The sequence below is a fragment of the Pacificibacter marinus genome, from assembly GCF_018860505.1.
Taxonomy (GTDB): domain Bacteria; phylum Pseudomonadota; class Alphaproteobacteria; order Rhodobacterales; family Rhodobacteraceae; genus Celeribacter; species Celeribacter marinus_B.
The window spans coordinates 287,065-301,740 of the sequence record NZ_JAHKPU010000030.1 but is presented as its reverse complement, the minus strand read 5'-3'; the positions used below and the strand labels follow the sequence as shown (position 1 = coordinate 301,740).

10 protein-coding genes are annotated in these 14,676 nt (G+C 51.5%); 9 read left to right on the top strand and 1 reads right to left on the bottom strand.

All coding sequences use genetic code 11. The features are described from left to right. Window positions 1–200: 200 nt before the first annotated feature. From KO503_RS11585 to KO503_RS11560, 6 genes are all read left to right on the top strand, one after another. Entirely contained in the window at window positions 201–1,814 is a 1,614-nt protein-coding gene (locus KO503_RS11585; protein ID WP_215991701.1) for an alpha-amylase family glycosyl hydrolase, read from the top strand. 161 nt (window positions 1,815–1,975) lie between these two features. After that, window positions 1,976–4,195 carry a 1,4-alpha-glucan branching protein GlgB gene (gene glgB, locus KO503_RS11580; RefSeq protein ID WP_215991700.1) on the top strand — a complete coding sequence of 740 codons (2,220 nt, stop codon included), beginning with the start codon at window positions 1,976–1,978 and terminating at the stop codon, window positions 4,193–4,195. Next, window positions 4,192–5,463 (top strand): glucose-1-phosphate adenylyltransferase, encoded by a 1,272-nt coding sequence (glgC, locus tag KO503_RS11575; protein ID WP_215991699.1) that lies wholly within the window; start codon window positions 4,192–4,194, stop codon window positions 5,461–5,463. The genes glgB and glgC overlap by 4 nt, the downstream gene beginning before the upstream one ends. A gap of 5 nt (window positions 5,464–5,468) precedes the next feature. Then, window positions 5,469–6,899: a glycogen synthase GlgA gene (gene glgA / locus KO503_RS11570; protein ID WP_215991698.1), complete on the top strand. Its 1,431-nt coding sequence runs from the start codon at window positions 5,469–5,471 to the stop codon at window positions 6,897–6,899. Between the two features lie 47 nt (window positions 6,900–6,946). Then, window positions 6,947–9,025 (top strand): glycogen debranching protein GlgX, encoded by a 2,079-nt coding sequence (gene glgX, locus KO503_RS11565; protein ID WP_215991741.1) that lies wholly within the window; start codon window positions 6,947–6,949, stop codon window positions 9,023–9,025. Between the two features lie 21 nt (window positions 9,026–9,046). Continuing rightward, on the top strand, window positions 9,047–10,672 hold the full coding sequence (locus KO503_RS11560) for an alpha-D-glucose phosphate-specific phosphoglucomutase (RefSeq protein WP_215991740.1): 1,626 nt from the start codon (window positions 9,047–9,049) through the stop codon (window positions 10,670–10,672). 91 nt (window positions 10,673–10,763) lie between these two features. On the opposite strand, the gene KO503_RS11555 is transcribed toward KO503_RS11560, so the two are convergent. After that, complete coding sequence (locus tag KO503_RS11555; protein ID WP_215991739.1) at window positions 10,764–11,333, bottom strand: carboxymuconolactone decarboxylase family protein; 570 nt, start codon at window positions 11,331–11,333, stop codon at window positions 10,764–10,766. Between the two features lie 99 nt (window positions 11,334–11,432). Here KO503_RS11555 and KO503_RS11550 point away from each other — a divergent pair, with 99 nt between their 5' ends. The 3 genes from KO503_RS11550 (at window position 11,433) to KO503_RS11540 (ending at window position 14,643) form a co-directional block, all read left to right on the top strand. Further along, window positions 11,433–12,005: a TetR/AcrR family transcriptional regulator gene (locus KO503_RS11550; RefSeq protein WP_215991697.1), complete on the top strand. Its 573-nt coding sequence runs from the start codon at window positions 11,433–11,435 to the stop codon at window positions 12,003–12,005. Window positions 12,006–12,205: 200 nt separating this feature from the next. Further along, the gene (locus KO503_RS11545) at window positions 12,206–13,231 is read left to right on the top strand and encodes a LacI family DNA-binding transcriptional regulator (protein WP_215991696.1); all 1,026 of its coding nucleotides are present in this window, start codon (window positions 12,206–12,208) and stop codon (window positions 13,229–13,231) included. Window positions 13,232–13,326: 95 nt separating this feature from the next. Beyond that, window positions 13,327–14,643 carry an ABC transporter substrate-binding protein gene (locus KO503_RS11540; RefSeq protein ID WP_215991695.1) on the top strand — a complete coding sequence of 439 codons (1,317 nt, stop codon included), beginning with the start codon at window positions 13,327–13,329 and terminating at the stop codon, window positions 14,641–14,643. The last annotated feature ends 33 nt before the right edge of the window (window positions 14,644–14,676 follow it).

Sequence of the window (14,676 nt, the reverse complement as noted above, 5' to 3'; positions counted from 1 at the left end):
CAAATAGCTATGAGCGTTCGAATTGGGTTGAAATTGGCTCGAAACATAGCTTCAGTGTGATTCTGGCAACTGTTTTGCGCCCTCTTTTAGCGGGCACGTATTGCTTTTGTGTTTTCGCGCATTCGATGTAGTTAGCGCTAACAGTCGAGCTTGCGAACGAAAACTTGCTTGTGAACGGATTATTTAAGGGACAGACAAACATGCGCGAATGGTGGCGGGATGCCGTAATTTATCAGATCTATCCACGGTCTTTTCAAGACGACAACGGTGACGGTGTCGGCGACTTGAAAGGGATCACGCGCAGGTTGGATTATGTGGCGTCTTTGGGTGTCGATGCAATTTGGTTGTCGCCATTTTTCACATCGCCAGACAAAGACATGGGGTATGACGTGTCCGATTACACCAGCGTTAATCCGCTGTTCGGCTCTGTCGACGATTTCGATGAATTGGTCGCAAAAGCGCACGCGCTTGGGTTGAAAGTGATCATCGATCAGGTTCTGTCGCACACGTCTGACCAACACCCTTGGTTCATTGAAAGCCGCAAGGATAAGACCAATCCGAAGGCCGATTGGTATGTCTGGGCTGATCCGAAAAAAGATGGCACGCCGCCCACAAACTGGCCGTCTGTCTTTGGCGGGTCTGCATGGATGTTCGACGCACGTCGTCGTCAGTATTACCTGCACAATTTCTTGGTCTCGCAGCCTGATTTGAATTTCCACAATCCTGAAGTCGTTACGGCCTTGATCGATGCGATGCGGTTTTGGTTGGAACGTGGCGTGGACGGGTTCCGCCTTGATACCGTGAATTTCTATGTGCATGACAAGAAACTGCGCGACAACCCCGCGTCGAATTGGGACAGCTTTCCAGGCAATCCCTATGAGGCGCAAACGCATCTGTTTTCCAAAACGCAGCCTGAAAATATTGAAGTTTTGCAGCGAATTCGCGCATTGATGGATGAATTCGATGATCGCATGTTGATCGGCGAAGTGGGCGAAGACGGGTTGCGCCAAGTCGAGGTTATGGGCGAATACACCTCTGGTGGTGATAAATTGCACATGGCCTATTCCTTTGCCATGCTCAGCCACGATCATCATCCAGATCATTTCAAAAACTGCATCAATGAGTTCTTGAACAAGGCGCCTGATGGCTGGCCCTGTTGGTCTTTTTCAAACCACGATGTGCAACGCCATGTCACGCGTTGGGCCAACACGCCCGAGCTGCAAAACACTGTGGCGCGCCAAGCGATCAATATGTTGATCAGCTTCCCTGGTGCCTTGGGAATCTATCAAGGCGAAGAGTTGGGGCAAATCGAAACCGACATTGAATTCCACGAGCTGCGCGACTTAGGCTACATCGATTTTTGGCCTGACAACAAAGGACGTGATGGCTGTCGTACACCGATGGTTTGGGATGCTTCTGAGCCTCATGCAGGCTTCACAACCGGTGATCCATGGTTGCCTGTCAAAGCCCCACAAATTGCGAAGGCTGTCTCTGGACAAGTGGCTAAAAACGACAGCGTATTGTTGGCATATCGTACGGCGCTGGCATTCCGTAAGGACCGCGATGAGCTCCGTTTGGGGGAGACCTCATTTCCAAGTGTCGCCGATCCGCTTTTGGCCGTCAGTCGAACTTTGGATGATGTGAGCCTTGTCGGTATTTTCAATCTGTCTGACGCCGCACAGTCTATACCTTTGGCTGAGGACGCAAGACAAGTTGGCGAAGCGCATGCGGATGTTGTTGGAGCAACTTTGACCTTGCCCGCTTTCGGCTTTGCATTCTTTGAAACATCAAACGCAGCTAAGGTCTTTGGCTAAAGAAAAAACATTATGTGATGGACCTTTGGGGATTTGCGCAACAATATTACAAATATCTGAATGATTGCGTTGCTCTGTTTGCTCCAGAGGATTTGTGCCGGAAATGAGTGTTTCATTCTGAGGTTGTTTTGATGAAACATGTAAAGAAAGACAGTTGATACATGCCAAACCCAAATATCCGAACCGATGATCTTAATGCTGCATTGCCTCATGATGTGGCGCAAGATTTGATATCGGCTCGGTTGAATGATCCGTTTGGGGCTCTTGGGGTGCAGGTGCATGAAAATGGGTATGGATTGAATGTTTTCGTGCCTGACGCCGATAGATGCGTTTGTTTGACAGGCAAAAAAACGCGTATAGAAATGGTGCCAGTGCCTGATGCAACAGGCTTGTTCTGTGCATTGCTGCCCAAAGATACGCCTTACCAAATTGAAGCCCACTTTGGCGAAACGCAATGGGTGTTTCATGACCCTTATGCCTTTGACAGCAGTCTGACGGCAGATGATCTTCACTATTTGGGTGAAGGGTCGATGAACCGCATTTGGGATGTCTTGGGCGCCACGCCGATGTCTCATGAGGGGGTAGAGGGTGTGCGCTTCGCCGTTTGGGCGCCAAACGCACAGCGCGTTGCCGTTGTCGGGGATTTCAACGTTTGGGACACCCGCAGACACGGAATGCGCAGGCTTGGTCAGTCGGGCATTTGGGAACTTTTCGTACCGGCGTTGCAGGCAGGTGAAGTTTATAAATATGCGATCCGTAGTGCCGATGGGCGGGACTTGCCACTGAAAGCCGATCCTATCGGATTTGGTTCAGAACATCCGCCGAAAACCGGATCTGTCGTGCGCGAGATCAAAACTCACGATTGGGCCGATGACGCGTGGATGAGCACCCGTGCCATGGCGCAAAATATTGACGCGCCGATTTCAATTTACGAGGTCAATCTAGCCAGTTGGAAGCGCGCTGATGGCAATCGTCCGCTGTCTTATACTGAGTTGGCAGATCAATTGGTTGATTACGTCGCCGACATGGGGTTCACTCATATTGAATTGATGCCGATCACGGAACATCCTTTTGATGGCTCTTGGGGCTATCAACCGATTGGCATGTTTGCCCCGACGATACGCCATGGCACGCCAGAAGAGTTTCGCGCGCTTATCACGGCGGCACACGCTAAGGGGCTTGGGGTTTTGCTTGATTGGGTGCCTGCACATTTCCCAACCGATGAACATGGCCTTGCGCAGTTTGATGGCACTGCACTGTATGAACATGCAGACCCGCGTGAGGGATTCCACCAAGATTGGAACACGCTGATCTATAATTTTGGTCGGACAGAAGTGGCCAATTACATGCGGTCCAATGCGTTGTATTGGTTGGAAGAGTACCATCTTGACGGGCTGCGCGTGGATGCTGTTGCATCGATGCTTTATCGCGATTATTCGCGTAATGATGGTGAATGGGTGCCCAACACAGATGGCGGGCGTGAGAATTATGAGGCCATCGCATTCTTGCAAGGGGTGAACTCTTTGGTCTACGGCGAAGTGTCCGGCATCATGACCGTGGCCGAAGAAAGCACGGCCTTTCCGGGGGTGTCGACACCGGTGGACCACGGCGGACTTGGATTCGGGTTCAAATGGAACATGGGGTGGATGAACGACACCCTGCGTTACATGGAAGAAGACCCGATCAACCGCAAACATCACCACCATTTGCTGACCCATTCCATCAGCTATGCCTATACCGAAAACTTCGTTTTGCCGATCAGCCATGACGAAGTGGTGCATGGCAAAGGGTCGATGATCGATAAGATGCGGGGCAATGCATGGGAGCAATTTGCCAATCTACGCGCTTACTATGGATTCATGTGGACCCATCCAGGCAAGAAACTTTTGTTCATGGGGCAAGAGTTTGCACAACGTAACGAGTGGAACCACAACCAAAGCCTAGATTGGCATTTGTTGGACGCGCCTGCACATGCTGGCATTCAACATTTGGTGCGCGATTTGAACAAGCTCTACCGCTCTGTGCCAGCACTGCACGTGAATGACACGCGTCCCGCTGGTTTCGGTTGGATCGAGGGCGCTGATGTTGAAAATTCCATTTACGTTTATGTGCGCCATGGCAAAGCTGGCGATCCGCGTGTTGTGACGATTTTGAATATGACGCCTGTTGAACGCACAGGACACCGCGTTGGCTTGCCCTGCGATGGGTTTTGGCGCGAGGCGATTAATACTGACGCTGAAATTTATGGCGGCGGGGGGCGTGGAAATCTGGGAGGTGTCCACGCCCAAGACATTGAATGGATGGGCCAAGCCCACTCTGCAGAGCTGACATTGCCACCTTTATCGGCAGTGATTTTAATTGAAGGGGAGGAGACACAATGAAACCGACACCGAACCAGCGCTTGTCGAATCGCGCGATGGCATTTGTGCTTGCGGGCGGGCGTGGCAGTCGTTTGAAAGAGCTGACAGACAATCGCGCAAAGCCTGCTGTTTATTTTGGCGGCAAAACCCGCATCGTCGATTTTGCACTGTCCAACGCACTCAATTCCGGCATACGCAAAATGGCGATTGCAACGCAATACAAAGCCCATAGTTTGATCCGACACTGCCAACGTGGTTGGGGCTTTTTGCGCGCGGAACGCAATGAGTATTTGGATATTTTGCCCGCGTCACAACGTATCTCAGAAGAAAAATGGTACTTGGGGACGGCTGATGCGGTCACGCAAAACATCGATATTATAGATAGTTATGGTGTTGATTTTATTGTTATCTTGGCTGGTGATCATATCTACAAGATGGACTATGAAATCATGCTGCAACAGCATCTTGATCAAGGAGCTGATGTGACCATCGGCTGTTTGACTGTGCCGCGTATGGAAGCCTCTGCTTTCGGTGTGATGCATTGCGACGCCAAAGACCGCGTGACGGAATTTTTGGAAAAACCAAGTAATCCCCCCTGTATTCCTGGCGATCCTGATCACGCTTTGGCGTCGATGGGCATTTATGTGTTCCGTTGGGATTTCTTGCGTGAATTGTTGCTTGAGGACATGAACGATCCGAATTCGAGCCATGATTTTGGCAACGATATCATTCCCAAAATCGTCAAAGGTGGCAAAGCCATAGCGCACCGTTTTGAGGACAGCTGCGTCACAAGCGGGCTTGAGGTCGAACCATATTGGCGCGATGTCGGAACGATTGATGCGTTTTGGCAGGCCAATATCGACCTGACGCAATTCACACCGCCGTTGGATTTGTATGACAACACATGGCCGATTTGGACCTATTCCGAAAGCGTGCCGCCCGCCAAGTTTATCCATGACGAAGATGATCGCCGTGGTATGGCTGTATCCTCTTTGATTTCGGGGGGGTGCATCGTTTCAGGATCTGAAATTCGCGAGTCCCTGTTGTTTACAGGCGTGCGAAGTCATTCGTTTTCGTCCTTGGATCAGGTGGTGGCTCTGCCTTATGTACAGGTCGGACGGCAAGCCAAGTTGAGTAAATGTGTCGTAGATCGCGGCGTGATAATCCCTGATGGTTTGGTCGTGGGCCAAGACCCGATTGAGGATGCGAAATGGTTCCGTCGCACAGACGAGGGCACTGTTTTGATCACGCAGTCGATGCTTGATAAACGGGCATCCGTGTTGGAGTGATGAAAATGCGCAATGTTCTGTCAGTGACCTCTGAATGTGTTCCCCTCGTGAAAACGGGGGGGCTTGCGGATGTGGCGGGGGCTTTGCCTGCAGCTGTGGCGGCCCATGGGTGGGACATGCGAACGCTTTTACCTGCCTATAAGGGCCTGATCAAAAAGGCTGCTGCGCACAAAGTGCTTTGGCAAGCCGATGATCTGTTCGGCGGGCCAGCACGGGTGCTGCGAGGCAGAGCAGGGGGCAATGTCATTTTGCTGCTTGATGCGCCACATTTGTATGATCGCGAGGGTGGTCCCTATGGCAATCCGACGGACTTCGCTGATAACGCTCAGCGCTTTGCCGCGCTGTCTTTTGTCGCAGCAGAGATTGCGCGTGACGGCTTAAGCGATGGGTGGAAACCACAAGTTTTACATGCTCATGATTGGCAAGCGGGTCTTGCGCCAAGCTATTTGAAATACGGTACGCCATGTGATGTGGGTACTGTCATGACGGTGCATAATATTGCGTTTCAAGGTCTTGCACCTGCGGCGATGCTTGGGGCGTTGGACCTTCCTTTGGCGGGGTTCAATTCAAATGAGTTGGAATACTGGGGGCAGATCAGCACGCTCAAAGCGGGCTTGGTGCACGCCGACGCAATAACGACCGTGAGCCCGACATATGCGGCAGAATTGATGCGGCCTGAATTTGGTATGGGGTTAGAAGGCGTTCTGGCGGCGCGCGCAGGGGAACTGTCCGGTATTTTAAACGGCATCGATATGGACGTTTGGAACCCCGAAACTGACCCAGAAATCACGCCTTATTCTGCCAAGTCGTTGGCGGGTAAAAAGAAAAACCGCGCCGCGCTTATGGCTGAGTTTGGCCTGTCGAAGGCCGATGGTCCATTGGCGATTGTTGTCAGTCGGTTGACCTCGCAAAAGGGGATGGATTTGATCGCAGGCGCTGCGGATGCGTTCATCACAAACGGCGGCGCTTTGGCGATTTTGGGCAGTGGCGACCCGCAAATCGAAGACGCGCTGCGGTTGTTGATGCGCAATCATCCCGGCAAAGTGGGTTTGCGGATCGGCTATGACGAGGCGCTGTCGCATCGGATGTTTGCGGGCGGTGATATTGTCTTGGTGCCATCCCGATTTGAACCTTGTGGCCTGACGCAACTGTACGGATTGCGTTATGGCACAGTGCCGGTGGTTGCGGCCACGGGGGGCTTGGCGGATTCTGTGGTGAACCAAAACGTGGCGGCATCCCAATTGGGCGTTGCAACAGGCTTTCAATTTCATCCTGTTGATCAATTGTCGTTCGCCTATTGTTTGAAAGGTGTCACAGAAGCCTTTTCGAACACATCAGACTGGACACGGCTGCAAAAGCGCGGGATGAACCAAGACTTGGGCTGGGACGCGTCATCTGCGACCTATGCCGCCCTTTATGAACGAGTTGCCAAGTGATCTTTGATCTCAAACACGACCTGCCGACCAAGCTTAAAAACCATTCAATGTCAGCAGGGCGGCCTAGCCCAATAGGGGCCACGTATGACGGGCAGGGCGTCAATTTCGCCGTATTTTCTGAACATGCTGAAAGGATCGATCTGTGTTTGTTTTCGGATGACGGCAAGCATGAGATCGCGCGCATTCCTTTGTTGGAACGTGATGGGGATGTCTGGCATATCTATGTCGCGGGTTTGAGCCCTGGAACGCGTTATGGGTATCGTGTTCATGGGCTGTACCGACCTGAAGAAGGCCACCGGTTTAACCCCAATAAACTATTGCTTGATCCTTATGCCAAACGCCTGTCAGGTGATTTGATTTGGGACGACGCAATCATGGGGTATACGATCGGGGCTAAGGACAAAGACCTTAGCTTTGATACGCGGGATTCAGCACCCTATGTTCAGCGCAGTGTTGTTGTGGACCCAAGCTTTCAGTGGGGCGATGATCGCCACCCTGAAACGTCGTCGTCAGACACGGTGATTTACGAGGCACATGTCAAAGGCATGACAGCCCAGTTTCCTGATTTGCAAAACACTCAACGCGGTAAGTTTCTTGGCATGTCGTCCGAGCCTGTGCTGGACTATTTGACCAAGCTTGGCATCACCACGGTGCAGCTTATGCCTGTACACGCGTTTTTGGATGATAAGTTTTTGCTCGAGGCTGGTTTGACGAATTTCTGGGGCTATCAGTCCATGGGATTCTTTGCGCCAGAACCACGCTATATGACGCAAGAAGGCATCTGGGAATTTCAAACCATGGTGCGGCGGTTTCATTCCGCTGGCATCGAGGTGATCTTGGATGTGGTGTACAATCATTCGGGCGAGGGCAACGAGTTTGGGCCAACGCTGTCCTTCAAAGGTCTCGACAACAAATCATACTATCGTTTGTCCGAAAATGAACGCCACTACATCAACGACACAGGCACGGGCAATACGTTGAACGTGCGCCATCCGATGGTGTTGCGCATGATCATGGACAGTCTGCGGTACTGGGTCGAAGTCATGCATGTCGATGGATTTCGCTTTGATTTGGCCACTGTACTGGGACGAGAAGCTGAAGGGTTCAATCGCAAGGGCGGTTTCTTGGATTCGCTTGGGCAAGACCCTGTGTTGAGCACTGTGAAATTGATCGCCGAGCCTTGGGACATCGGCCCTGGCGGTTATCAACTTGGCAATTGGCCGCATCCGTTTTTAGAATATAACGACAAATTTCGCGATGATATGCGCAAGTTTTGGCGGGGCGATGAGGGCATGATGCCTTTGATCGGTCGCCGTCTGCTGGGCAGTGCGATGACCTTTGACCACTCAGGGCGCGCGGCAACCAGTTCGATCAATTTCATCACCTGCCATGATGGTATGACTCTGCGCGACACCGTCAGCTACAATGCCAAACATAATGAGGCCAATGGCGAAGACAATCGCGACGGCAAAGACGACAACTATTCAGACAACATGGGCGTTGAAGGCCCTACGGATGATCCTGCCATCAATGCCGCGCGCGCTCAGCGACAGCGCAATTTTCTGGCCTGTTCGTTCTTATCGCAAGGTACGCCGATGATTTTGGCTGGCGATGAGATTGGCAATACGCAAAACGGCAACAACAACACCTTTGGTCAAGACAACCCTATCGGCTGGGTCAATTGGGGGGGTGCGGACGAAGGGTTGCTCGCTTTTGTTCAAAAGCTGACAAAACTGCGCCGCGATCACAATGTTCTGCGCCAGTTGCGTTTTTTGCATGCGCGACCTCGTCTGAAAGATGGTAAGCCAGATGTGTTTTGGCGGATGCCCGATGGTACGCCGCCGACACGCGCAGAGTGGGAAAGCGCTGAGACCAAAACCATTTGCACCGAGGTGCGCACATCTTTTGGCACGCCCGAATACCGTGCCTCTGATGATGTGTTGTTTTTGGTGATAAACAACGACGGCGATGTAGAAGTCACATTGCCTCCATGTGCGGACGATATGACATGGGAATTGATTCTTGATACATCTGCACCCGATGCGGGCGCACAATGCGTCACGGGCGATACCGCACTTATTCGCGCTGCTTCGGTCTGTGTCTTCGCGCTGATGCCTGCCACCTAATTTTGCTAAAGGATTTCTATGATGACGAAAAAAACGATCAATACCGCACCGATTGAAGGTCAAAAACCGGGAACATCGGGCTTGCGTAAAAAATGCCGTATTTTCATGACAGAGCATTATCTAGAGAACTTTGTGCAAGCTATTTTTGATGGCATTGGTGGCGTTCAAGGTAAGACATTGATCGTGGGGGGCGACGGTCGTTTCTACAACGATAAAGCCACAGAGATTATCCTGCGCATGGCCGCAGCCAATGGGGCGGCAAAAGCCATTGCGGGGCAAAACGGTTTGCTGTCCACGCCTGCAGCGTCGCATTTGATCCGCTCGATGAAGACCGATGGCGGCATCATCCTGTCGGCCAGCCACAATCCCGGTGGTATTGACGAAGATTTCGGTATCAAGTTCAACATGGCCAACGGTGGTCCTGCGCCTGAAAGCGTCACAGACGCGATTTTCGCTGTGACCAAATCCATTAAAGAGTACCATATTTTTGACGGGGGCTCCGTTGATCTGTCAGTAATTGGCGCAGCAACCCTTGGGGACATGCAAATCGAGATCGTTGATCCGGTCACCGCCTATGTTGATCTGATGCAAAGCCTGTTTGATTTCCCTGCCATCGGCAAAATGATCGCAAACGGTACGGCTATTCGCTTTGACGCGATGAATGCCATCACCGGACCATATGCCTCTGCGATTATCGAAAACCTGCTGGGAGCTGCCAAAGGCTCTGTCGTGCATGGCACACCATTGCCTGATTTCGGCGGAATGCATCCTGATCCCAACCCGACTTGGGCGCATGAATTGATGGATGAAATGATGGGGGCAAACGCGCCAGCTTTCGGCTGTGCCTCTGATGGTGACGGTGATCGCAATATGATCGTTGGGCCCAATTGCTATGTCAGTCCCTCTGACAGTCTTGCGGTGATTGCCGCCAACGCCACTGTAGCGCCGGGATATGCTGGAGGTCTCAAAGGCGTTGCGCGTTCGATGCCCACGTCGGCGGCTGTGGACCGTGTGGCCGATGCGCTGGGCCTCGCATGTTACGAGACGCCAACGGGTTGGAAATTCTTTGGGAACCTGATGGACGATGGCCGCGTGTCTTTGTGTGGCGAAGAAAGCTTTGGCACTGGCTCTGATCATGTGCGCGAAAAAGATGGTGTATGGGCTGTGCTGATGTGGCTCAATATCATGGCTGCCACGGGTAAATCCGTGCCTGAGATCATGCAAGATCACTGGGCCAAGTTTGGGCGCAACTACTATTCACGCCACGACTTTGAGGCGATTGAAAGCGACAAGGCCGATGCGATGATCTCCGCCTTGCGCGGTGCTTTGGCGGGGTTGAAAGGTCAAAGCTTTGGTGCGCTGACCGTTGAGACGGCGGATGATTATTCCTACCTTGATCCTGTCGATGGCAGCACCTCTGCGCATCAAGGTGTACGGGTGGTATTTGAAGGCGGCGCGCGGTTTGTTGTGCGGCTGTCTGGTACTGGCACAAGCGGTGCAACGCTGCGGCTCTATGTCGAAAAGTTGGATCTGGAAGATTTCGATCAAGACCCGCAGGAGGCGCTGGCTGATGTTCTCAAAGCGGCACATACGATCATTCAGATCGAAGGGTTTTCTGGCCGTACAGCGCCAGATGTCATCACCTAATCTGATTTTAAATACTTCAATTTTTGAAATGTAAAAGGGCGCGCTTACACCTTGGTGTTAGCGCGCCCTTAAATTTTAAATCTCGAAAATCTTATACTTCGAGAGGTTTGTCGCCACGAGTCCATGCAAGTGGTTTGAACACTTCATCAACAGGTGTTTCTGCAACGTGGTTGATGTAATTTGACATGGTTTTTTGAGCCAAGCCCAAGATCACGTCAAGCACGGCACGGTGGCCATAGCCTGCGTCGAAGAAAGTTTGCATTTGTGCTTCAGTCACGTTGCCGCGCGCGCGAACCATTTGAATGGTGAAAGTGCGCAAAGCTTCGAGCTTAGCAGATGGCAAAGGTGATTCTGTGCGCAGTGCTTCTGTGATCTCATCAGAAACTTTCATCATTTTAGCGATGCCAGTGTGTGCAGGAACACAGTAATGGCACGCGTGCTCAACGTTGATGGCCTGCCATACAACTGTTAGCTCGTCCGCGTCAAAATCGGTCTCAGTGAAGAGTTTGTGAAGGATTTGGTAGCCTTCATAGGCTTGTGGGCTTTCAGCCAAAACCTTGTGCAAGCCAGGAAGGCGGCCGAACGCTTTTTGTGAATTTTCCAAGAGAGGCTTGGAGGCTTCTGGTGCTGTTTCGAGATCGTGTGATGGGAAGTTCAACATTGGAATGTCTTTCATAAAGTTTGTATATCGCATCTTTATGCTTTATTGAGTGATCACTCAAGTATATAATTGAGCAATCGTTCAACAATCGGTGACCCAATGCCACGCAAACCAAATTATGACAGGGCTGACCTGATCAACCGCTCCCGCGATCTTTTTTGGCGGCGCGGCTGGGCGGGCACCTCTTTGAAAGACCTAGAAGCCGTTCTGCAAATGAAACCGGGCAGTTTTTATGCCGCCTTTGGGTCCAAAGACGCTTTGTTCGAGCTTGCTATGGCTCAATATGCGGCGGATGGGCTTGCACGCCTCAACGCGTTGGTTGAAAACCACGGCGCGCTCAAAGCGCTGCAACGCTTTCCAATGATGGCCATCGATAATGACGATGTGCCAGCGAAAGCCTGTATGCTGTCCAAAACCTTGTTAGAGCTTCAAGCGCACAAACACCCCTTGGCAAAAGAAGCCAATCAGCATTTGCTGCGCATGGAAGGCGGTTTTGCCGACCTCTTTGCGCAGGCGCAATCATGCGGTGACATCGATGAAGCACATGACCCCAAAGTGCTCGCGCGGCGATATCAGTCGGACCTTTTGGGCTTGCGTGTATCTGCTGAGCGTGAAGGCTGCGACGCACGGGCCATCGCAACAGAGATCGCCGACAGCTTGGCTCGTCTTTGACCTTCCAATGGCAGGGCGTACAAAATGTGACGGATAGCGCAGTCATCGCTAGGTGTCGTCGCGCGTGCGGCATTGGCACCTGAATCGTGACGGTTCAAAAAATCACGCTTTTTAGATTTTACAAATGCTTTCCAGCAAAGGATTGAATTTTTGCGCGCGGCAAGTTTAAATTGCTATGGCGGAAAATAGGGAGAGGTTTCATGTCTGACAGCGGTATTAAGAACATGGAGCAATTTGCCGCGATCAGTGGGATTTCCAGACCGACCGTTTCCAAATATTTCAATGATCCCGATAGTGTACGCCGGTCTTCGCGCGAACGCATTGAGGCTGCGATAGATAAATACAATTATCGACCCAACATCTATGCGATGAACCAGAACAGAGCGATGACCAAAAACATTGGTATCGTTGTGCCTTTATTGTCAGATACATATTTTGCTGAAATTGCACGAAACCTTGAACAGCATTGTATCGATGCAGGGTATCGACCGACGATGTTTAGTTCGCACGGCGATCCAAAGTTTGAAGTTGAAATCCTCGACAACCTGCGTTCGCTCAAACCTGCGGGTGTCTTAATTGCGCCTTTAGGGCGTGCATCAGATCGGGACGTTCTGGAAAAATTTTGCGAAGATGTACCGACAATTATATTTGATAGTAAAGTCGGGGACATCGGAATCGAGTTTGTTGGCTCCGACAATATGCAGTTTGCGAGAGACATTACAGATTATTTGTGTCGCTCGGGGGAGCCGCCGTGCTTTTTTGAGATGAAGACACCTGCGAACCCGAATGCACATCGCCGCCGCCAAAGTTATTTAGATGCCATGGCTGCGTTCGGGTTCGAGCCACAAGTGATCTCTATCGAAGGAGAAGGCTGGGCTTTTGAAGAAATCGGGTTCCGAGGTGCGAATGATGCCTTGGCCCGCAAGCTGTTTTCAACGAACACCATCTTGTGCAGCAATGACCGCTTGGCCATTGGTTTTTTGACAGCCTGTTATGAAAATGGTCTTTCTGTTGGTCGGTCTGAAGGGGATGCGATTCGGGTTGCAGGGCAGGATGGTCATCGACTGACACGCTACACTTGCCCCCCTTTGACAACGGTTTCTCACAACTACGAAGCGGTCTCATTGCAGGCGGCAAAGGCCTTGTTTGCTGCTATCGATGGTCAGGAAAATCCTTGGAAAAGCACGCGGATAGAGGGAAAGTTGATCCTGCGTGCGTCAGCTTAGCTGCCATATATTTTACGCGCGTAAAATATTTATTGACGCGAGCATAGTTTATCCCCTACCTTGATTGGACTACATCTAGTCAGGGAGGATTTCAGATGTCTTTGAGAAATACACTTTGTGCGGCAACCGCGCTTACATTGGTCACAGCGACTGGTGCAATGGCAGCAGACCCCACAGCAACAATCACCATCGCGACAGTGAACAACGGCGACATGATCCGTATGCAGGGCTATACAGATCAGTTCACCGCAGAAACTGGCATTGCCGTTGACTGGGTGACCTTGGAAGAAAATGTTTTGCGCCAACGCGTCACAACAGACATCACCACCAAGGGTGGTCAGTTCGACGTTATGACAATCGGCATGTACGAAACACCTATCTGGGGTGCAAACGATTGGCTTGTGCCACTAAGCGACATGTCCGCTGAATACGACGTTGACGATATCTTGCCTGCGATGCGCAATGGTTTGTCACATGATGGTACACTTTACGCGGCACCATTCTACGGCGAAAGCTCAATGGTCATGTATCGCACTGACCTGATGGAAGCTGCTGGCTTGACTATGCCAAAAGATCCAACATGGCAGTTCATCCGCGAAGCGGCTGCCGCTATGGACGATCCTGCAAACGACGTAAACGGTATCTGTTTGCGCGGCAAAGCGGGTTGGGGCGAAGGCGGCTCTTTCATCACTGTGACTGCAAACTCTTTCGGTGCAAGCTGGTTTGACGAAGATTGGAACGCGCAGTTCGATCAACCTGAATGGTCTGACGCAGTCAACTTTTACGTCAACTTGATGAACGACTACGGTCCTGAAGGTTATGCGACAAACGGTTTCAACGAAAACCTGTCCCTCTTCAATCAAGGCAAATGTGGCATGTGGATCGACGCGACTGTTGCGGCATCTTTTGTCACAGGTGACGATTCAACCGTGAAAGACTCTGTTGGGTTCGCTTTGGCACCAAACGCTGAAGGCGTTGAGAAACGTTCCAACTGGCTCTGGGCTTGGGCGCTCGCGATCCCTGCTGGCACACAGCAAGAAGCTGAAGCGAAGACCTTTATTGAGTGGGCAACATCTAAAGCCTACATCGAATTGGTCGCAGCAAATGAAGGTTGGGCTAATGTTCCTCCTGGTGCACGTACATCACTTTACGAAAACCCAGAGTACCTGAAGGTGCCTTTCGCACAGATGACACTGGACTCAATCAACGCTGCTGATCCAACAAACCCAAGCGTTAAGCCGGTTCCATATGTTGGCATCCAGTTTGTTGCAATTCCAGAGTATGCAGGAATCGCGACTGAAGTTAGCCAAGAGTTTTCTGCTGCCTATGCAGGTCAACAGACTGTAGAAGAAGCGTTGGAAAAAGCTCAGGCTCTCACCAATGACGCAATGGAAGCCGCTGGCTACCGCTAGAAGTTCCTCCTAGGTCGGAGGGCGAACACAGAG

Excerpts from the sequence above, each read along its gene's own strand:
- KO503_RS11585 (WP_215991701.1), top strand. The coding sequence starts at position 201 with ATGCGCGAATGGTGGCGGGATGCCGTAATTTATCAGATCTATCCACGG.
- glgB (WP_215991700.1), top strand. The coding sequence starts at position 1,976 with ATGCCAAACCCAAATATCCGAACCGATGATCTTAATGCTGCATTGCCT.
- glgC (WP_215991699.1), top strand. The coding sequence starts at position 4,192 with ATGAAACCGACACCGAACCAGCGCTTGTCGAATCGCGCGATGGCATTT.
- glgA (WP_215991698.1), top strand. The coding sequence starts at position 5,469 with ATGCGCAATGTTCTGTCAGTGACCTCTGAATGTGTTCCCCTCGTGAAA.
- glgX (WP_215991741.1), top strand. The coding sequence starts at position 6,947 with ATGTCAGCAGGGCGGCCTAGCCCAATAGGGGCCACGTATGACGGGCAG.
- KO503_RS11560 (WP_215991740.1), top strand. The coding sequence starts at position 9,047 with ATGACGAAAAAAACGATCAATACCGCACCGATTGAAGGTCAAAAACCG.
- KO503_RS11555 (WP_215991739.1), bottom strand. The coding sequence starts at position 11,333 with ATGTTGAACTTCCCATCACACGATCTCGAAACAGCACCAGAAGCCTCC.
- KO503_RS11550 (WP_215991697.1), top strand. The coding sequence starts at position 11,433 with ATGCCACGCAAACCAAATTATGACAGGGCTGACCTGATCAACCGCTCC.
- KO503_RS11545 (WP_215991696.1), top strand. The coding sequence starts at position 12,206 with ATGTCTGACAGCGGTATTAAGAACATGGAGCAATTTGCCGCGATCAGT.
- KO503_RS11540 (WP_215991695.1), top strand. The coding sequence starts at position 13,327 with ATGTCTTTGAGAAATACACTTTGTGCGGCAACCGCGCTTACATTGGTC.